The organism is Streptomyces sp. NPDC058198, assembly GCF_042882605.1.
GTDB lineage: Bacteria > Actinomycetota > Actinomycetes > Streptomycetales > Streptomycetaceae > Streptomyces.
In genome coordinates this window covers 331,209-350,158 of the sequence record NZ_JBHVVP010000005.1, presented here as the reverse complement: position 1 = coordinate 350,158, position 18,950 = coordinate 331,209, and the positions used below count along the sequence as shown (strand labels likewise).

Here is an 18,950-nt window from a genome sequence, read left to right as displayed (position 1 = left end):
AGTCACCACGGGGGAGTTGTCCGCTCAGCCGAGTCCTTCCAACACCAGTTCGCGAATCTCGGGTGGCAGCCCCTCGTCCATGGCCAGCCGGGCCAGGGCCTCGCGGCTTCTGGGGACTTTGCTGGTGAGCCGGAGCACCGATACGGCCTGCTCGGCGGCCATTCCTCGCTGGATGTACTGCTCGGCGAGCTCCATGGCCCATGGGGTGATCGCTTCGACATCGTCCACCATCAGCGCGCACCAGCGCAGCGTCTCCTCGGCGATCCAGCCGGTGATACGGATGGTCCAGTGCTCGGTGAAGTTGGTGGTGTCGAGGCCTCGGCGCGCGCACTCCGCCTCGGCCTCGGCCATGCGTTCCCGCGTCACGCAGCGGGCGTACGGCATGCGTGACCGCAGCACCTGCCGGATCTCGGTCCATTCGGGCCAGGACGCGTCCTCGTCCAGGTACTTCAGACGCACTTCAGGGGGAGGCTCGGGCGCGGCGAGGGGCTCCGCGGGAAGACACGCTTCCAGTACGGCGCGCGCGTAGGCGAAGTTCTCGTCGTTCTCCTCCGTTTCCGGAGGCCAGACGAAGCCGAAGTCCCAGGAGTACGGGAGGGCACGTACGGCCTCGGGGAGCAGAGGCGTCTCGTCCGCCGGAGCGTCGGCGGGTCGCCCGCGCCCGTGGTCTTCGGCCGTCACGAGACTCCCAGATATTCCATGGCGCTCTTCGGATCCTTCATTTTGCCGGAGTCACGGGCGGCCCGCTTCTCCGCGTCGGTCTTCGAGTTCCAGGCGGTGTCCAGATCCTTCAGCTGCTTGGGGGTGAGGTCCTGTCCGGCGATACGGGCCCCGAGGCCGTTCTTGGCGAAGGTCTGGGCGGGGGTGCCCGGAGGGGCTGTGCCGGTTTTCTTGTCCCGCTGGAAACCGTCGAAGATCTTGTCCCAGTCCTTCTGCGTCTCGATCTGGTAGCGGGCCGCGCGCGGCGGTGTCACGCCCTTCTCATTGGCCCATTTGGCGAGGTTCTCGGCCTGGTTGGGAAGGGACGCCGACGTGGTCGCGTTGCCGGTGTTCTTGACCTCCGCGACATGGACCGTGCCGTCCTTGCCCTTGTAGACGATGTCAGCGTCGTCGATCTTGCTGACGTCGACCGTGGTGCCGTCTCCGAGGTCCACCGACTGGCGGCCCTTCTTCGCGCCGACAGCCGCGTACACCTTGGTGCCCTCGGCGGCTTCCAGGTCGGCGGCGCGCCTGGCGGCCCGAACCTCCGCCATGGCTTCGGCCAGTTGGTGACGGTCGGTGGCCTTGAGGACGGTCCCGCCCAGGGAGCCACGGCTCTGGGTGTCGATGTTCTTGGTGTTGAGCGCGTCGGAGAGGTCGTTCAGCGCGGTTGCCAGCTCGTCCTTGCCGAATTCGCCGCGGCTGAGGTCGGGGTTGTCCTTGGCCCTCGCGGTGAGCTTGTCGATCCCGCCCTCGTTGAGGTTGAAGCGCTCATTCTTGGGTGTCTTCTGCTTGTCCTTGGCGTCCAGGATGGTCTGCTTCGCCCGGTCGGCCGCCGTGGAGAGTTCGGCCCCGTCGGCGGCCCGGTCGGCGTCGTCCGCTTCCTTCTGCGCGTCGCGCGCGTTGTCCGCCTCCGCGCCCTCGCATTTCTTGGGGCCTTCCGCGAGGACGATGAGGGGGGAGGAGGCGAGCCTCGCGGCCAGGATTCCCGTACCGGAGCCGGGTACGCCGCTGGGGGTGAAGGCCGCGCCGCCGCCGTACGGTACGAGCCTCGCGCCGCCCAGCGCGATGCTGCAACTGCCGGACTCCTCCGCCTTCTTTGCCGCGTCGTCGGCGTGCTGCTGCGCTTCGTCGGCCGCCTTGCGGGCGCCCTTGGCGTCGCCGAGGCCGGCTGCCTTGCGGGCCCGGCTCGCGGCGTCCTTGGCCTTGCCCGCGCCCTCGGCGATGGCCTGGGCGAGCTTGCCCAGCTTGCCGAGTTTGCTGCCCTTCCCCGCGACTTTGGCCACGTCGTAACCGGGGATGAAGAGCGAGCCGATATTCCAGATGACGGTCGTGGTGGCCTGGGTTTCCTCCCCCCGGTCCCAGGTCTCGCGTACCTCCTCGCCGACGAACATGTCATCGAGGACCTTGACGCCCGTGTCGACCGAGGCGCCGCCCCAGTCGGTCAGCGCGTCGAAGTAGTCGCCGTCGGCCCACTTGTCGGACGCGTCCTTGGAGTCCTGCGACCACTTGTCGCCGAGCGAGCTCCCGTAGTCGGCGATGCCGGAGATGGTGTCCAGAGGATGGACGACGGTGTCCCAGAGATCGGTGACATCGCCCCAGATACCGTCGACGAACAGGCCCTCGCCGACCTGCCCGAGCTTGTCGACGGTGCATCCGAAGAAGCCGGAGCACTCCTCTTTCTTCTCGCCGTCCGTGCCGTCGCCCGCGGCGTCGGCCTTCTCGTCCTCGACGGCGACGATGGGCTCGAAGGGGTCGGTGGGGTCGCCGGCCTCGTCGGGGTCATCGGCCCCGCCGGGACCGCCGGTTGTGCCGGAGTCGCCGGTCCCGCCGGGGTCACCGGCCGTGTCGGGGTCGCCGGTCCCGCCGGGGTCACCGGTCCCGTCCGGGTCGTCGGCCGCCCCGCCGGGGCCGCCGGTGGAGCCCGCGTTGTCCCCGCCGCCGGGGGTGCCCGCGCCCTCTCCGTCCCCGGGGGTGCTGCCGTCGGTGTCCCCGTCGGTGCCGCCTGTGCCGCCGCTGGTCGTACCGCCGACGACGGAGCCGTCCTCCGTCGTCGAGCCGGGCGGATCCTCGGTGTCGCCGGACGGATCCTCCGTGTCGCCGTCCGCCTCAACCGTCGAGTCGCCGCCGTCCCCCTCGGCGGGGCAGGACGCGCCGAAGGCCGAGCAGATGCCGGACTTGATGCTGCCGGCGATCTGACCGCCGGCTCCGCTCAGGACGAGAGCCAGCAGGACGGCCGAGACGACGGCGAGCAGACCGACGTACTCCACCGCCGTCTGCCCGCGGTCCCGCCGCCACGTGATCATGTGAGGCAGCGAGAACGGGGGACGCTCGGCCCGCTCCGACTCCGCCAGCCGGAACCACCCCCGGCTCTCCGCCCGGCACAGGAACACCAGAATCAGGACGGGCAGGAAGAGCTGGGTGAAACCCTGAACCGAACCGTCGCGGATGTTGGACAGGCCGCTGAGGGTCAGCCACACCTGCAGGGCGATCAGGCCCCACCACACCCGGACCCCGCCGGTCCACACCCGCCGCGCCAGCACCCACCCGACGGCCCCGGGCGCGGCCGCGTACGCCAGCAGCCCCAGCAGTGTGCCGTCCACCGCGTCCACGGCGGCGGCGGTGAGGAACAGCCCGAGGCCGCCCAGTACGGTCGCCCCGAACAGCACGTACAGCAGCCAGCGGGCCAGCGTGAGCGGCTGCGGCATGGAACGGCGCTGAGCGCCATGGACCTGCCATGATCCGCCGGGCAGTGGAACGCCACCATAAAAAGACATGCCTGACCTCAACTGCCGTAGCCGAAAGGGCCGTACATGGTGGCGCGCGACGCTCCACCCCCCACGGCCGATCGTACGACCGATGAACAGGCGTGCCATGGGCCCCGAGGACCCAATTCGGACTCAAATCCCGTTACGGTGAGCGCAGTTGATGTGATATCGGGGCTGCGGACGGTGCCGGGAGGTGGCGATGACGGGCTTCGATGAGAGCGAGCGGCTGATCTGGGCGGGACGGGCCGCCGCGTATGCCGGAAGCTTCGCCAGGCTGTGCGCCCATCCCGTGTCGCGGTTGCTGGACGCCGCCGAGGTAGGCCCGGGTGTGCGGGTGCTCGATGTGGGAACCGGGCCCGGGACCGTCGCCCGTGCCGCGCGTTCTCGGGGGGCGACGGTGACAGCGGTGGACGCGGAACCCAGCATGGTTGAGCTGGCCAGGCAGGCGGAGCCCGCGGCTGATGTCCAGGTTGCCGCCCTGCCGGACCTTCCTTTTGACGACGGGCAGTTCGATGCCGTCGTCGGCAACTTCGTACTGAACCACGTGGGCCGGCCCAAGACCGCGCTGGCCGAGTTGCGCCGCGTCGTGCGGCCCGGCGGATGGATCGCGCTGACGATCTGGGCGACCCCTCCCGCAGCGGGGCAGACACTGCTCGGCCTCGCCCTTCGGGCCGCGGGCGCGGTGCGGCCGTCCCACCTGCCGTCACTCGCGTCTGAAGAGGACTTCCCCCGAGACGAGAGCGGTCTGACGGATCTGCTCGGGGCGGTGGGTCTGCGGGACACGGACTGCGAGACGCTCCGGTGGGATCACCGTGCCAGTGCCGAGGAATGGTGGAGCGGTCCTGCGGCGGGTGTGGCGTTCACCGGACACCTCGTACAGAGCCAGACGCCCGAGATCCGCGCTGAGATCAAGCGCCATTTCGACGTGATCAGCCTGGAGTTCGCCGATTCCGACGGTGTGCTGACACTGCCGCACGCGGCCTTGCTGGCACGCGCGCGTCGCTGACGCGATCACCGCCGACCGCCGACCGCCGACCGCCGACCGCACGACCGCGATGTGCCGGGCGTCGCTCCGGGCACCACTCGTACGACCTCATCCCCCTTGCGGCGGACCGCTCAGCTCTTGGCCCGGTGAGTGACGGCCCAGGACGCCGCGGCGACCCCGCCCGCCACCGTGAAGACGGCGGGCCAGGCGCCGAGCTTCTTGGCGAGGGGATGCGACCCGGCGAAGGCGGCGACGTACGCGACGCTCAGCCCCACCGCGGCCTTCGTCCCGCCGGTCCGCTGCCACTGGCGCGCGGCCACGGCCCCGGCGGCCGCCAGCGCGACCCCGCCGAGGGGGCGCTTCTTGGTCCACCGGGCGATCCCGTACCCACCGATGATCCCGCTCGCCGCCACGGCCGCCGCCGGAATCTTCGCCATCGCTGCCATCGCTGCCATCGCTGCCGTCGCTGCTGTCGCCGCCGTTGCTGCCATCGCCGCCACCTTTGCCGTCTTTACCGTTCTGTACGTGATCGAGCCTAACGAGACGTTTCGTGGCAGGGGCCCCGGCCTCCGGGCCCGGCGGGTCGGCGTTGCCAGGACGCCGCCCGTACCCCACCGGTAGCGTCCGGCGTATGACGACGAGGGATACCGCGGCGGCGACGACGGCGGCTGCGACCGCGACGACGAGGACCGTGATCAGCGACGGCGTACGGCTGGCCTGCACGGATCACGGCGGTACGGGACGGCCCGTACTCCTGCTCCACGGCCTGGCCGGCCACACCGCCGAGTGGGATTCCCTCGCCTGGCTGCTCCTCCCCGCCCACCGCGTGGTCGCGTACGACGCGCGCGGCCACGGCGCGAGCGACCGCCACCCCACGGACGTCTCGCGCGCCGCCCACGTACGGGATGTCGTCGCCGTCGTCGGACAACTCCCCTTCGCGTCCGCCGACGCGGCGACCGAGTTCTTCGGCGGCGGCCCGGCCGGACGGGCCTGGGCGGCGGGCCTGGCGGAGCACCCCGACGGCCTGCGCCCGCGCGTCGACTGAACCCTCGCACAGTAACGGGCCGCACGGAGACTCCGTGCGGCCCGTTACTGTGCGAGCGGCAGGGTGTGTCGCTGGACCACTCCCAGCGGCGCCGTTCGCCGGAGTGCGGGTCATACAGAGCCCGCCCGCCGGAGCCAACCTGCCCGAGCTCCGTCTCAAGGACGGCGCCGGTGTCGATCTCGTCCTGCGTCCAGCCGGTGCACGCTCACCACGGTCGCTGCTTCTGGACCGGTGCGCACGACAGCCGACGACGCTACTTCTTGCTGCCGTGAGCGGCGGGCGAGTCAGCAGACGTCAGAAGATCCTCTCTCCGATCCGGCCGGCGATGGTGAAAGCGTGCGTGCCATAGACGGCGAAGACCGCGATAGCGGCAAGGGCGAATATTCCGAGAGGAACGGCCCAGGTGAGACGGATTTTCATGCGCGCTGCCTTTCTTTCACGGGCTCGGGCTGTGTCGTGCTTCCGACGGTCAGTACCGTGTCGCATTGGTCGCGGACCGCGTCGTTGTGGGTAGCGATGACAACAGCGCAGCCGTTGTCGCTCATGGTGCGCAGGATGTCGACGACCAGGGTGGTGTTGTCGTGGTCGAGTGCACCGGTGGGTTCGTCGGCCAGAACGAGGGCGGGCTGTTTGACGATGAGGCGAGCTAGGGCGACGCGCTGCTGTTCGCCGCCGCTGAGCCGGTGAACGTGTTCTTTACTCCGGCCGGCGAGCCCGACTTGCTCGAGCGCTTCAGCGATGGTCGGGGCCTTCGCTCTTTTCCTTCGCGGCTTCATGGCTACTTCGAGGTTGGCGGTGACGGTCGCGTTCTCGATCAGGGCGTAGTTCTGGAAGAGATACCCGAGGATGTCGCGCCGGTAGTGGCGGGCTGCGCGGGGGCTGAAGCGGGTGATGTCCCGGCCTTCGTGGCGGATCGCTCCTGAAGTGGCTTTGTCAAGGAGTCCGAGGCAGTTGAGCAGAGTCGATTTGCCCGAGCCGCTCGGACCGACCAGTGCGAGCAATTGGCTTTGGTGCACAGTGAAGCCGAGGCCGGACCAGAGGGTACGCGGGCCATAGGACTTGCTCAGGTTCTCGATCTCGATCATGCGGCGGCTCCGGCCGAACGGTACGACGTCATGCTTCTGCCGCTCCTTCCTTGACGATCCGACGGTGGAAGACGGCCAGGGCCACGACAACCGCCGTGACCTCGACGGCGACGAGTGTGGCGTTGGCGGTGAGGTCGAGGCCGGTGAGTTTGATGGGGGCTGAGGGCGCTCCCATAACCTCCTGAGACTGCTGGTTCTGCTGCCACACCTGGAAGGGCACCCAGACGGCGAGGAGCACGGCCAAGGCACCTTCAAGGATCAGCAGGGGGCGGTGGGTCGCGGTGAACCGCCAGCCGCTGATGTGCCGGGCGAAGATGTTCTGTGCGTTCTTCCGGGCGTGGACAACGCAGGCCCCGACTCCGGTGATGAGCAGTACCGCCACCGCCACCGCCAGGTTGAACAACTGGAGCCGGAAGTCGGCGACGAGATCGCGGAGGTTGAGAGCAGCATTCTGGCCGACCGGACTCATGCCCGTGACATAGGTCTCCAGATGGTGCTTCGCGATTCCGGCCGTGACGTCGTCCGGGTTCTTGAAGACGAGGCTCTGCTGGGAGGCGTAGGACATGTAGCTGCGGTCGCTCATGTAGGGCGATCCGTTGGGGAAGACGATGAGAACGGGATCACGTACGAAGGACTCGTCCGCACCGGGGTTGGTCCTGGCCTGCAGTCGGCCTCGCGGGTTATAGGTGAAGAGGCGTTGACCGTCCTGGATCTTGAGGGGGGCTATTCGGTCAGCCGGGACTTTCTCCGGCTTGCTCGGGTTCAACGAGCCCGGGACTATTGCCGTAAGCCGGTCGGTGTACCGTTCCAGGCCCTCGGGGATCAGCAGCCGTACCTGGGCGCGGTCGGCGGTCGTCGCAGGAAGACGCTGTCCGGCCGCGTTAAGGACTGGCTGTGCGGCAAGGTAGGACTCGTTGACGAGCATAAGATCACGATCGGGAAGTTCGTCCCGGTCACCTGAGTGCCGGAAGTTACGGTGTCCGATGACGATGATCTGCCCGTCCCCGTCGGCCTGGCGTAGCCAGCCCCCCACCTGCTGGTCGAGGGCTCTCATGCCGTCCTCGCTGGCGACACTGCCATTGAGGGCGATCGCCGTCGTATCTCCGATCTTGCGGTACGTCTCGATGCTCACTTCCCGGGTCAGGATGTTCTGGCCGGCCAGAACGACGTCACCGGCAATGCCTACCGCAAGCAGCAGAGCCGGAATCCGTACCAGGTAGGTGCTCACCGAGGCGGTCCGGGCGGGCAGCTCGCCCTTGAGAGCGCGCAGCAGCTCGGTCTGGAAAGTCAGCTGGAGGGTAATCGCGTGGGCGGCGAGGGCGATGAGGCTCAGCGTGGCGGTGAACCCCAGGGCGACGACAGCAAAGGTGCCGATCCAGGCCAGCCCGTTGTACGAGCCCAGAAACAGCAGGACCAGGGTGGTCACCGCGGCAAGGGCAGCCGCCCAGAACGCGGCCAGTTGACGCAGGTCCCGGAGCAGTATCCACCCGAAGCTTCTGCCCTGCAGCCGTTGCACTCCGTACGTCTTGGCGCTGAGCATGACGCCGGCACCCGTCATCGTCACCACAGCGAGGGCGACAACGAGGAAGGAACGGAGAAGCGCGCTGCCGCCGTAGACTGGAGTTAGCTGGTCGAGCGCGTACGGATGGTAGACCGCTGCCTCGAACCCGAGGCTGGTCAGGACCCGGACGAGTTTGGTGGCGGCCTGGTCCGAGCCGAAGACGTAGTAGTAACCGCGAGGGTCGCGATTGCCGAGTTCGGCGACCGGGTGTACATCGGTGCGGTAGTCACGATCGAAGGCGGGGTAGCCGTCGCTCAGCCAGTCGGAGCGGGGCCCGCCGGGAGCGAGATAGAGGTGTCGGCGGCTGTATGGCTCCGTGAGATCGGGGATCTCACGGGCGATCGTTGCCTGGTGGGACTCGGCGAACTCTGTCAGGACGCTTGTGACATGAGCGCCGCTGGTCGCCCCGTTCGAGTCCGTCACCCACACGACGGCTGAATGCCCCATCGCCCAGCGTCCGTCGAAGTCTCGGAGAAACAGGAAAGCGAGGACAGCAGAGAAGGCCAGCACAGCAGCGTGAACGAACTTGATACTTCGGTGCAGCATGCAGGATCCAGATCGGGGAGCGCGGCTCCGAGAGGACAGAGCGGACAGGCAACGGGTCGTCCGCAGGAAGACATGCCGTCTTCATTCTACGGACGACCCACTCACCTCACCTTGGGGGGCGGACAGGCCCGCCCCGGGTCAGCAGGTGGTGTTGTAGTAGGCCTTGTTCCCTGACAGCGCGACGTCGGCCTGCGCGAAGCTCCAGCTGCCCGCGGACGCCTCGTCGCTGTCGATGTACTTACCGACGGCGGTCGAGCCGTGGCACTTGCTCGGGTGGAGGTAGTCCGACCACACGACGGCGGTCCCGGCCCCGTGATCCCAGGTGCCGCCCTCCGCCGGGTACTCGATAGTTGCCAGCGCCGGAGTTGCGGCCACGATGACCAGTACACCGGCAGCTATGCCAGCCTTCAAACTGCGCTTGATCTTCACAGGAAGCATCCTCAACTCGCCTTGAGAGTGTCATGGGCATGTGCACTTTCCCAATTGCAATGACACCAAGTCAAGATTGTTTTCTCGTCGCAGAGTTGAGTGAGCCGCCACGTCGGGAGCCCACGGAAGTGTTCACACAAGCAATTTTTATATCCAGGCCTGTGCTATCTGCGATGGCACACTAGCCGTCGTCCGCTCGGCCTTCGGGTAGGCAGGACTTCTAAAACACGGACCAAGGGCTGTCCCGTAATCCCGACTAGCTCGGTGTCTCGAAGCTTTACACATGCACCCTCGCCCCGAGTCCTAGTCAGGCTTGCCCGTTGCGCCACTCGGTCGGCTGCCAGCCGTGAATGGCGCATTCTCATTCCCTGCAGTCTGGAGGAACACGGCCAGATCATGGTTGGAGTTAAGTGCGGCAGCGGCGGCCCCTGGCCGCTGGACTGGCAACGGCACTACCGGGTGCTCGCCGACCTCGCAGAAACCGAAGCCGGCGGCATCCTTCCCGCCATCGAGCCCGGTGTCCTCTTTGAGGGATACCGAGCTCACCTGCCTCCCCCCGTTACGCGCCGGACCAACTCGTGCAGGCTGCCGCTCGGGCCCGGTTTGTGTTGCGGTCTGGCCGGGGGCCCATGCCCTGACGCCCCGCCCAGACCGCAGGTTTCGGCGCAGTGTGTGTGACTACGAATCTGATCTGAATCGCGCGCCGGAATTCTGGCTCAAGACTCGCGCGACCAGGGGGGAAGGGTCGCGCGGACCTCAGCACTCAGTAGTACGTCAGGGGGCCCGATCTTGTTATACCTGCACCATGCGGGGGGTGTCGACGGTGGGCGCCGGGCCGGTAAAGGCGGCCTGGAGCGCGGCGTGCTCCTCGGTAGCACGGTGCACCGCTTCGACGATGATCGCGGCCTCGGCGACGGCGACGTCCCGTTCTTCGGCGGTGCCGGTACGAGGGCGTCATCTGTGTTCCGCACGGGGCCAGGACGTCGCGGTGAGCCTCGTAGGAGTGGCGGGCCAGGGGAGAAGACCGGGCATGGTCGTCATGCTCAGAGGAACGCCGCCCTGCCGGATTCTGTGACAGGGCGGCGCCGACCGGTTGCTACAGCTGCTCGACAGCGGCCAGTTCATCGAGGGCCGTCACGGTGGGAGCCTTGCCGTTCTGCAACTGCTGAAGGCGCTTCAGCGTTGCGGAGAGCATGGCCTGACGGCGGGCCAGGCGCCGAGCTTCTTGGCGAGGGGATGCGATCTGGCGAAGGCGGCGACGTACGCGACGCTCAGCCCCACCGCGGCCTTCGTCCCGCCGGTCCCTGGGCGGCGGGCCTGGCGGAGCACCCCGACGGCCTGCGCCCGCGCGTCGACCGGGACGTGATGGTCGCCTGCGTCGCGGAGAACGCCGAACGCTCGTTCTGGACGGAGTGGGACCGGGTGCGCTGCCCCGCCCTCGTCGTCCGCGGGGACGCGGGCTGGATGCCGGAGACGGAGGCCGACGAGATGCGCGTACGGCATCCGGGGACGGACGTACGGGTCGTCCCGGCCGCGGGCCACGATGTCCATCTGGACCAGCCGCAGGCGCTCCACGACGCGATCACAGAGTTCCTGGGACAGCGGAACGCGGGCTGAAGACCCCTGAACACCCCTGAACGCACCCGAGGACACAAGAGATCGTCACAGCCCGCCGACGCGTGTCCACTTCCGACCGTGCCTGGGCACGTAACCCTCATGCCCCGAACCACCAGCGCGGACGCGGCCATCGCCCAGCTGTCCCGTACCCAGACGCGCCTGGCGACCACCCGCCAGCTGCGCGCCACCGGCCTCGCCCCCAGCACCACCACGCGCCGGTGCGCACCGGCCGGCCCCTGGCAGCGCCTGCTGCCCGGCGTCGTCCTGATACAGACGGGCGAGCCCGACCGACGCCAACGACTGCTGGCCGCCGTCCTCTACGCGGACACCGAGACCGGCCCCCTGTCCGGAGCGACGTCCGTCCTGACCGGCGAAGCGGCGCTCGCGCTGTACGGGGTCCGAGACGCGGGGACCGATCGCGCCGACGTACTGGTCGGCACGCACCGCGGCTTGCGGGACAGATCGTACGTACGCCTGCGCCGCACCAGCCGCTGGCCGGCCACCCTGCTGGTCGACGGCATCCCCTGCGTACGCCCGGTCCGCGCCGCCTCCGACTTCGCGGCCCACGAGCCCTCGCAGGAACGGGTGCGCGCGATCCTCGCGGCGACCGTCTAGAAGTGCAGCTGCCACCCGGAAGACCTCCGCGCCGAACTCCGTGCGTCCCGCGCCCTGCGCAACCCGGCGGTCCGCGCCGTCCTGGACGAACTCCGCGCGGGCATCCGCTCCATCGCCGAAGGCCAGGCCCGCGACACCCTCCGCGCAGCCGGCGTCCCCCACCCCCTCTGGAACCCCACCCTCCTCACCCCGACAGGCACCTTCCTGGCCCGCCCGGACGCCTACTGGGCATTCGCCGGCGTGGCCCTGGAGATCGACTCGGAGGAATTCCACCTGGGCGTCACCGAATACCGCGCCACCCTCCGCCGCCGCCTGCTCCTGGAGGCCCACGGAGTAGACGTGATCAGCGCGGTCCCCGCCCTGATCCGCGACCACCCCCAGGAACTGGTAGCGGCGGTCACCACCAAACTCCACCTGGCCAAATCCCGCCCCACCCTCCCCCCAGTAATCGTCCGCCCCTACCTCTAACGCCCAACCACCAGCCAATCACCCAAACCCCCGCTCCCCCAAAGCACCAACAAACCCCGCCCACGCGCCATGAGCTATGCCGATGTGAGGCGCGTCCGGCCTCGCGGAGTCACGCACACCGACGGTCGTGCGCAGATCGGCAACCTCGACGCACTCGCCACCGGTGCCGTTGCTGTAGCTGCTCTTCTGCCACTGGGGCTCGGAAAGAGGCAGGTTCATCGGGAGTGCTCCTCCAAGGCTGAACGGATCAGCGAAGCTGACCGCTGTGGGCTCAGAGCAAGCGCCCTGAGGTGGTCGAACGCTTTCGTGTAGAGGCTCACATCCGTCGGGAGTTCGAGATAGACGGAGTCGGTCAGTCCCTCCCGATACACGACGTCAGGGTCCTCCTGCTCCGGGAAGCCGAGAATGGTGAACGGCCCCGTCGCCGGGTAGGCGCCGGCGTCGTACGGCAAGACCTGCACGGTCACGTTCCGCAACTTCCCAATTTCCAGCATACGTTCGAGCTGCTCGGCCATTGTCTGGCGGCCACCAATGAGGTGGAGGAGCGCGCTCTCGTGAATCACGGCCCAGAAGCCGGGTGCCCCGGCACCGTTGAGTAGTTGCTGCCGCCGCATGCGAACGTCGACGAGACGCTGAATCTCGTCCTGGGACTGATCGGCGGAGACGCGACTCAACTCAGCCGCGTACCCGGCTGTCTGCAACAGACCGGGAATGAACTCCCCTTGGTAGGTACGGAGATCAGAGGCGGCCTCCACGTCCGAGGGCTGCACGGCGCATTTCTCCGCATCGAGATGCGCGACCCGGATACACGAGCGCTGCCTACGCTGCTGGCTCCCGGGGTCGACGCGGAGTCGGGGCGAGGCATGACGATTGTCGAAGCGGTGACCGACCGCTGGGGTGTCATCCTCCGGGCAGACTCCAAGGTGGTGTGGTGCGAGCTGGCCACGAAACTCCGCTCGCAGACCGACCATGTCGAGGGACCGCAGGTCGCCAAGGCGGAGGCGCTTCTGACCGTCTACTGCCTGGGGGGCACCCTCAAGGCGTACCCGCGCGAGCGACTGAGTGTCGCGGTGGCTGAGGAAGCGGCGATCGACATGATCGCCGACCTCCTCCACTGGCTCCGCGCCCACGGCCGCGACCCGGACGAGATCCTGGATCGCGCCCAGATGCACTTCGAGGCGGAGCTGGAAGAAGCCGGCTGACCTGTTTTGGTCAAAGACCGATCAGTTTCGGACGCTCGTTCTAGGCCAGCAATGAAAACGATCAAAATCGATCGCTCGTTCGGCAGCATGTTCGCATGGTTGCGAACAGAGATGTCTACAGAGCTGTCTTCGGGCATGTGGGAGACATCCTGCCTGGAGCGCTCTTTGAGTCCCGGTGGGACGTCAAGGGTGCTCGGCTACACAAGGCGGAGCGCGACGGCATCTCATGGGGGCTTGATGGCGAGGATCAGCGCGCAGCCGATGCGATCGTGTTGAGTAAGGGCTATGAAGACGATCGAGACCAATGGGATGAAGTGCTCTACACGGGCGCTGGCGGTCGGGACGAGAACACCGGTCGGCAGGTAAAGGACCAGACGTGGGATAACTTTGGGAACGCCGGCCTCCGGCGCAGCCAGAACAAGGGCTATCCGGTTCGTGTTATCCGCGGATCCACGGGCGAGAAGACCTACTCACCCGCCGGTGGATACCGGTATGACGGGCTCTATCAGATCGTGAACTCGCGGCTTGAGCAGGGCAAGGCAGGCTTCCAGATCTGCAGGTTCGAGCTGCACCGCCTCCCGGACAATGAACAAGAGCTCACACCCCTTGAGGAGCAGGTTCAAGACGTCCTGTGTGGTGTTCCGCCCAGGCAGACCACCACGGTTGAGCGCATCGTTCGCGATACCGCGGTCTCTCGTAGGGTGAAGCGGTGGCATGACTACACGTGCCAAATCTGTGGACTGGCACTGACGGTTGGAGCCGACGGTGCCAGCTACGCGGAGGGGGCACACATCCAAGCCCTAGGCGGGCAGGATGGTGGCCCTGACGTTGACGGGAACGTTCTGTGCTTGTGTCCCAACTGCCACGTACGACTGGACCGCGGGGCCCTCTACTTGACCGATAACCTGAGGGTTGTCGATCGGTATGCGGAGGGCCTTACCCCTCGTTCGGTGTCGCTGAGGACCGTAGCGCAGCACCGCATCGAGCAGAGATTCATACGAGCTCACCGCCGTTTGTGGCGCATCGCGAGTTCTTAGCCGGCGGCGATGGCGGAGTAGGTCCAGACGTCCGCGGGAAGTGGCGCGCGCAGCTTCCAGACGATGCTCATCGGTTTGCTGCCCTCGTGCGAGACGTAGTCGGCAGGGCCGAGAAGCATCCATGGCTGCGGACCACCGATATCTGTCTTCTTGTAGCGGCGGACGAAAAGCAGCACGTGCGTGCCCTTGCCTTGGTGGGACTGGTAGCGAATACCTGTAGGTGAGGACTCGGATGTTTGGTTCTGTGACTCCCAGTGGAAAAGGGTGTCGCTCATCGCATAGTCCTTGTACCGCGTCTGCGGCGAGAAGTCCTTGTCGTCCTTCTCTAGCGTGATCAGCAGAGCGTCAGTCTTGGCCTGCTCGCACCAGCGCACGCCTTCGCGGAAGTGGCCCGGCATGAGACCGTCGATGCTGGATTCGCCGAGCGCCGCGAGGATCTCCTCACGGCTGTAGGAAGCATGCACGCGAAGCGGGAGGCCGCTGTGGTCGCCCGACAGGGCGGGCGTGACATGGTCCAGGCGATTGAGGACGTGTGCGAGTACCTGGCGCGACTCGCTACACACGGCGTCCTGGCGGCGCAGCGAGGCGAGGCCGGATTGATAGCTGTCGAAGCCGCCCAGCGGCCAGAGAGTGAAGAACAACATGCGTGCGTAAGCGCGATCCAGCTCGGCGAGTTCGTCGTAGGGCGGGGCATCGTCTTCCAGGAGGCGCGTGTAGGCAGCGGCTCGGGCCGGATCGTCTACGTGGAGGAAAGCCGAAACTCGCTTCAACAGTGCGGCCTCGCCTTCAGGCGCAGACTCGGGCAGGAGGTTCGCGCGACGCAGTAGTGCGGTCCAGGAGTGATTGACTCCCCGGTAGAGCTCTTTGATCTCACGTCCGCTCTCCGCCAGATAGGCAGAAAGGCGCGCCTCGCCAAGTTGCCTTACCTCGTTGGCGAGTTGGGCCACATTGACGCTGATCTGAGCGCGAATGTTGTCAATGATCAAATCCTTGGCCTTTGGCTCAAGAATGATCTGGCAGCCCGATGGCAGCTGGGGGAAGTCATGCTCGATGGCGGAGACTAGGCGATTGCGCGTGAGGTTGGTGAGGGATCGGAACTGCTCTTCGAAACGGAACTCTTTGCGGTGCTGCCCGATGAAGTCCAGCACCGTGAGGACAGCCTTTCCCTCGCAGCGGCGGAGGCCGCGTCCGAGTTGCTGCAAGAAGACAGTGGCGCTCGACGTCGGACGAAGGAGTAGCAAGGTATCGACGTCGGGAATGTCGAGCCCCTCGTTGAAGAGGTCCACGGAGAAGATCACTTGCAGCTCGCCGGCCCGCAGCGCGTTCAGCGCGGACCTACGTTGCTCTCCTGGCGTCTCGCCGGACAGTGCGACGGCATTGAGTCCTGCTTGCTGGAAGAACTCCGCCATAAAGCGCGCATGCGCCACAGATACGCAGAACCCCAGTGCCCGCATACGGCCTGGATCGGTGATCTTGTCCTCAACGGCCTTGACCACGAGGCGGGCGCGGGCGTCGTTGCCTGTGAAGAGATTGCTGAGCGCGGTGGCATCGTAGGAGCCGCGCTTCCACTGGATCGTCGTCAGATCAGTGGTGTCGGTGATCCCGAAGTAGTGGAAGGGTGAGAGGAGATCGTTCTCCAACGCTTCCCATAGGCGCATCTCGGCGGCGATTCGCCCGTCGAAGAACTCGTCCTGAATGTTCAAGCCATCCATACGCTCCGGTGTAGCCGTCAGGCCAAGGAGTTCTACGGGTGTGAAGTGGTCGACGATCTTGCGATAGGTCGGTGCCGTGCCATGGTGAAACTCATCGATGACGACAACATCAAAGTGATCACGGGACAGCTTTTCCAAGGTGCGAGCGTTGAGCGATTGGACGCTAGCGAAGACGTGGTTCCAATCAGAGGGGATTTCACCGCTGAACAGCAGCTCGCCAAAGTTCCCGTCATCGAGAACCCCTTGATACGTGCGGAGCGACTGTTCCAAGATCTCCTTGCGGTGAGCGACGAAGAGGAGACGCAGGTCTCGACCCAGCTTCCTGCGTAGCTTCTTGTAGTCGAGTGCGGCCATGACTGTCTTGCCCGTACCAGTGGCCGCAACCAGGAGATTGCGATGACGGTCATGGACATCCCGCTCTACCTCAAGGCGCTCCAGCATGTCCTGCTGGTGCGGATAGGGGCGTACTTCCAGCCCTGAGAGGGTGATGCTCCGACCGTTGCTGGCCGTGGCGCCGCCGCTGGCTTGTCGGAGCGCTTCATCGAGGCGATCTCCATGGACAGCAGGGTCGTACGACTCGAAAGCCGCCTCGCTCCAGTAGGAGTCAAAGGTGGCCTCGAACTTCTTCATGACATCAGGGGTCGCGATCGATGAGAGGCGAACGTTCCACTCAAGCCCATCGAGGAGTGCTGCCTTGGAGAGGTTCGAGCTCCCGACGTACGCAGTGTCGTACCCAGAACTGCGTCGGAACAGCCATGCCTTCGCGTGCAGGCGGGTGGAGCGCAGCTCGTAGTTCACCTTCACCTCAGCGCCGAACTCCTGGACCAGGCGATCCAGTGCACGTCGCTCGGTGGCGCCGATGTATGTCGTGGTGATGACCCGGATGGGCGCCCCCCGCTCGCGAGCTGTGCGGAGAGCACCCTCAAGGACGCGCAGGCCATGCCATTTTACGAAGGCACACAACAGGTCCACTCGGTCTGCAGTGGCCAGCTCTGCACGGAGTTCGAACCCGAGGTTGGGGTCCTCCGGAGAGTTGGTGAGCAGGGCTGTATCGGACAGCGGCGTGGCCGGGCGGATCGCATAGACCCCCGGTGCCTTTTGCTCCGCGATGGCCATAAGCTGCCGAGGCCCATCGGCAACCATGTCGACCCACTCGCGTGCGCCAGCCAAGATACTGACGGAATCGAGAATGTGGTTCGCCGCGTGGACACGCTCGGCGGCAGGCAACCCGCCGAGGACGCGCCGAACGGTGTCGGCAACATGCCGAGCCAAGACATGGGGCGTGGACTCGATGCCCACTTCGGCGTCGATCGCCCGCCACCCTGTGCCCTCCAGCTGCGCGAGACGGTCTTCGAGCCGCAACGTAATCAGCTGCTCGTAGAGCCCCGTTGCCGGAGATTTACCGTCCAGCGCGTCCGTCATCCAGGGATCCCCTCATCGAAGCCGCATGTTCGATTTCGATTTTTAGCAGCAGCCACTGACATTCCGCCGATGAAGGAACCACAGCCGGGCCTGCCACCTTGCCCTACGGCGTGCCGTGGCAGTCTCGGTAGGCCTTGGGGGAGCCGCACCAGCAGGTGGCGTTGCGGGAGGGGGGCCAGGGGGTGGCTCGGCCTCGGGCGGCGAGGGTGGTGGCGTATTGGGGGAGGAGGTTGGGGTCGGACGGGGTGGTGGCTTCCGAGGCGGCGAAGGCTTCGTAGGAGGGGACTGTGCCCGTGACGATGCCGAGGTTGGGGGTGCCGGTGGCGGCGAGTTCGCGCAGGGAAGTTTCGAGCTGGGTGAGGTGGGCCTCGTGGGAGGGGTACTCGGCGGTCAGGGACGGGTACGCGGTGAGGAGTTCGCGTAGTTCCGGTTCCGGCCAGTGGAGGACCGCTACGGGGAAGGGGCGGGACAGGGCCGTGCGGTAGGAGCCCAGTTCGGCGCGGAGGCGGGTGATCTCGGCCTGGAGTTCGGCGGGGTTGTCGGAGCCGAGGGACCAGAGGCGCTTCGGGTCGTGGAGTTCGTCCAGGGTGACGGACGCGGGGTTGACGCGGTCCGCCAGGCCGTCCCAGTCGTCGTGGTCCAGGCCGAGCATCCTGCGCACCCGGTGGCGGCCGATCAGCAGGGCGTGCGTCGGGTAGGGGACGTCCTCGCCGGGGGTGAGCAGCAGGTTGAGGGCCGTGGTGAAGGAGTCGTGGGCCGCTTCCAGCTCGTCGTGGGACTCCAGGGTCTCCGCGACGATCTCCCACGGGGCCGGATCCACCGGGGCCGCGGTGCGCAGGCCGTCGATGATCGCGTGTGCTTCGGCCTCGTGACCGTACTCCCAGAGATTGGCGGCCTTGAGCGCCTTCACCAGGTGGGGGCGGTCCGGGGAGGCCGCGAGGAGGGTGTCGTAGAGGCCGGTGGCGCGGTCGCGGGCGCCGGCCAGTTCCAGATGGGCCGCGGCCTGGAGGAGGAGGGGCTCATGGTCCTCGGGGTACCGGGCCGCGGTGCGCAGCAGGCGCTCGGCTTCCGTGGTGTGGTCAGCAGGCATGTCGGGGCGCATGGTGCACACCGTACTGCTGTACGGGGGCCTGGGCGGAGGGTTGTTCCGGCTCCGGAGGCCGCGCGGTCGGACGGCGGAGGCGAGGTGCGCCGGGAGGGGCCAGGGGAGTCTTCCGGTGTTTCGCGACCGTCCACATCTGCTTTGGCTGCCGGTCTCCTGGTCCCCTTCTTGCTGTCCCTTGTGGCGCTGCCGAGGACCTGCGACTCCTTCTGCTGTCGGAGGCCGATCGTGTATAACGGCTGAAGTGGCTTTTGTCGTACGAACGTGTCGGCAGCCAGGACGACGAGAGGGGCAGGACATGGTCGGCAGCGCACGGCGCCTGCTGCGCCCCGTCGGGCTGCTGCTCTTCCTCCTCGCCGAAGTCCTGCTCATCGAAGTCCTCCTCATCGACGCCGGCAGCCTCTCCGCCGCCGTCGCGCTCGCCGCCACCGCCGCGGCCGGCTCCGCGCTCGCCGTCTGCGCCGTCATCAGCGCGCGCTCGGTGCCCGCCGTACCGCACCAACGGGTACGGACGGCCATCCGCGACCGCGAGCAGCGCACCGCCTTCCTGCCCCAGCGAGATCCCGACGCCTCGGGCCGCAGCAGGCCCCGAGCACCCGGCCGTCGCCTGCCGACGGCCGCGTAGGGGCACACCTCCCGGTTCCGGGAGCCTGATCT

Annotated in this window: 19 protein-coding genes; 8 read left to right on the top strand and 11 right to left on the bottom strand. The window is 67.2% G+C overall.

Translation table 11 applies throughout. The features are described from left to right. Positions 1-24: 24 nt before the first annotated feature. Together ACFVWW_RS20495 and ACFVWW_RS20490 are read right to left on the bottom strand one after the other, a co-directional pair. A complete protein-coding gene (locus ACFVWW_RS20495; protein WP_386877665.1) occupies positions 25-681 on the bottom strand; it encodes a hypothetical protein in 657 nt (218 codons plus the stop codon). Further along, the gene (locus ACFVWW_RS20490; protein WP_386877664.1) at positions 678-3,407 is read right to left on the bottom strand and encodes a hypothetical protein; all 2,730 of its coding nucleotides are present in this window, start codon (positions 3,405-3,407) and stop codon (positions 678-680) included. Before ACFVWW_RS20490 ends, ACFVWW_RS20495 begins: the two co-directional genes overlap by 4 nt. Before the next feature lie 259 nt (positions 3,408-3,666). Here ACFVWW_RS20490 and ACFVWW_RS20485 point away from each other — a divergent pair, with 259 nt between their 5' ends. Beyond that, positions 3,667-4,473, top strand: coding sequence for a class I SAM-dependent methyltransferase (locus ACFVWW_RS20485; RefSeq protein WP_386877663.1), 807 nt, complete (start codon positions 3,667-3,669; stop codon positions 4,471-4,473). 110 nt (positions 4,474-4,583) lie between these two features. Here ACFVWW_RS20485 and ACFVWW_RS20480 read toward each other — a convergent pair whose 3' ends face one another. Continuing rightward, on the bottom strand, positions 4,584-4,889 hold the full coding sequence (locus ACFVWW_RS20480) for a hypothetical protein (RefSeq protein ID WP_386877732.1): 306 nt from the start codon (positions 4,887-4,889) through the stop codon (positions 4,584-4,586). A gap of 194 nt (positions 4,890-5,083) precedes the next feature. On the opposite strand from ACFVWW_RS20480, the gene ACFVWW_RS20475 reads away from it, so the two are divergent. Next, the gene (locus ACFVWW_RS20475; RefSeq protein ID WP_386877662.1) at positions 5,084-5,497 is read left to right on the top strand and encodes an alpha/beta fold hydrolase; all 414 of its coding nucleotides are present in this window, start codon (positions 5,084-5,086) and stop codon (positions 5,495-5,497) included. A 294-nt stretch (positions 5,498-5,791) separates the two neighbouring features. On the opposite strand, the gene ACFVWW_RS20470 is transcribed toward ACFVWW_RS20475, so the two are convergent. The 4 genes from ACFVWW_RS20470 to ACFVWW_RS20455 all read right to left on the bottom strand — a co-directional run bounded on the left by ACFVWW_RS20470 (position 5,792) and on the right by ACFVWW_RS20455 (position 9,127). Next, positions 5,792-5,917, bottom strand: coding sequence for a hypothetical protein (locus ACFVWW_RS20470; RefSeq protein ID WP_386877661.1), 126 nt, complete (start codon positions 5,915-5,917; stop codon positions 5,792-5,794). Then, positions 5,914-6,582, bottom strand: a complete 669-nt coding sequence (locus ACFVWW_RS20465) for an ABC transporter ATP-binding protein (RefSeq protein WP_386877660.1) — start codon at positions 6,580-6,582, stop codon at positions 5,914-5,916. The genes ACFVWW_RS20470 and ACFVWW_RS20465 overlap by 4 nt, the downstream gene beginning before the upstream one ends. A 28-nt stretch (positions 6,583-6,610) precedes the next feature. Then, positions 6,611-8,590: a bacteriocin-associated integral membrane family protein gene (locus tag ACFVWW_RS20460; RefSeq protein WP_386877659.1), complete on the bottom strand. Its 1,980-nt coding sequence runs from the start codon at positions 8,588-8,590 to the stop codon at positions 6,611-6,613. A 237-nt stretch (positions 8,591-8,827) separates the two neighbouring features. Then, positions 8,828-9,127 carry a lactococcin 972 family bacteriocin gene (locus ACFVWW_RS20455; RefSeq protein WP_386877658.1) on the bottom strand — a complete coding sequence of 100 codons (300 nt, stop codon included), beginning with the start codon at positions 9,125-9,127 and terminating at the stop codon, positions 8,828-8,830. Between the two features lie 1,227 nt (positions 9,128-10,354). On the opposite strand from ACFVWW_RS20455, the gene ACFVWW_RS20450 reads away from it, so the two are divergent. The 3 genes from ACFVWW_RS20450 to ACFVWW_RS20440 all read left to right on the top strand — a co-directional run bounded on the left by ACFVWW_RS20450 (position 10,355) and on the right by ACFVWW_RS20440 (position 11,818). After that, positions 10,355-10,735, top strand: a complete 381-nt coding sequence (locus ACFVWW_RS20450; RefSeq protein WP_386877737.1) for an alpha/beta fold hydrolase — start codon at positions 10,355-10,357, stop codon at positions 10,733-10,735. Between the two features lie 99 nt (positions 10,736-10,834). Further along, positions 10,835-11,350, top strand: coding sequence for a hypothetical protein (locus ACFVWW_RS20445; protein WP_386877657.1), 516 nt, complete (start codon positions 10,835-10,837; stop codon positions 11,348-11,350). A gap of 240 nt (positions 11,351-11,590) precedes the next feature. Next, positions 11,591-11,818 (top strand): hypothetical protein, encoded by a 228-nt coding sequence (locus ACFVWW_RS20440; protein WP_386877656.1) that lies wholly within the window; start codon positions 11,591-11,593, stop codon positions 11,816-11,818. Between the two features lie 18 nt (positions 11,819-11,836). Here ACFVWW_RS20440 and ACFVWW_RS20435 read toward each other — a convergent pair whose 3' ends face one another. Together ACFVWW_RS20435 and ACFVWW_RS20430 are read right to left on the bottom strand one after the other, a co-directional pair. Continuing rightward, positions 11,837-12,037 (bottom strand): DUF397 domain-containing protein, encoded by a 201-nt coding sequence (locus tag ACFVWW_RS20435; RefSeq protein WP_386877655.1) that lies wholly within the window; start codon positions 12,035-12,037, stop codon positions 11,837-11,839. Next, positions 12,034-12,588 carry a DUF5753 domain-containing protein gene (locus ACFVWW_RS20430; protein ID WP_386877654.1) on the bottom strand — a complete coding sequence of 185 codons (555 nt, stop codon included), beginning with the start codon at positions 12,586-12,588 and terminating at the stop codon, positions 12,034-12,036. Before ACFVWW_RS20430 ends, ACFVWW_RS20435 begins: the two co-directional genes overlap by 4 nt. 93 nt (positions 12,589-12,681) lie before the next feature. Between ACFVWW_RS20430 and ACFVWW_RS20425 the strand changes: the two genes are divergently transcribed. Next, complete coding sequence (locus tag ACFVWW_RS20425) at positions 12,682-13,020, top strand: hypothetical protein (protein WP_386877653.1); 339 nt, start codon at positions 12,682-12,684, stop codon at positions 13,018-13,020. A 95-nt stretch (positions 13,021-13,115) separates the two neighbouring features. Continuing rightward, complete coding sequence (locus tag ACFVWW_RS20420) at positions 13,116-14,057, top strand: YDG/SRA domain-containing protein (RefSeq protein WP_386877652.1); 942 nt, start codon at positions 13,116-13,118, stop codon at positions 14,055-14,057. Here ACFVWW_RS20420 and ACFVWW_RS20415 read toward each other — a convergent pair. Both ACFVWW_RS20415 and ACFVWW_RS20410 read right to left on the bottom strand, forming a co-directional pair. After that, a complete protein-coding gene (locus ACFVWW_RS20415; RefSeq protein ID WP_386877651.1) occupies positions 14,054-17,191 on the bottom strand; it encodes a DUF3427 domain-containing protein in 3,138 nt (1,045 codons plus the stop codon). The genes ACFVWW_RS20420 and ACFVWW_RS20415 overlap by 4 nt on opposite strands. Before the next feature lie 103 nt (positions 17,192-17,294). After that, complete coding sequence (locus tag ACFVWW_RS20410) at positions 17,295-18,293, bottom strand: SEC-C metal-binding domain-containing protein (protein ID WP_386877650.1); 999 nt, start codon at positions 18,291-18,293, stop codon at positions 17,295-17,297. A gap of 298 nt (positions 18,294-18,591) precedes the next feature. On the opposite strand from ACFVWW_RS20410, the gene ACFVWW_RS20405 reads away from it, so the two are divergent. Continuing rightward, positions 18,592-18,918: a DUF6412 domain-containing protein gene (locus ACFVWW_RS20405; RefSeq protein WP_384332764.1), complete on the top strand. Its 327-nt coding sequence runs from the start codon at positions 18,592-18,594 to the stop codon at positions 18,916-18,918. The last annotated feature ends 32 nt before the right edge of the window (positions 18,919-18,950 follow it).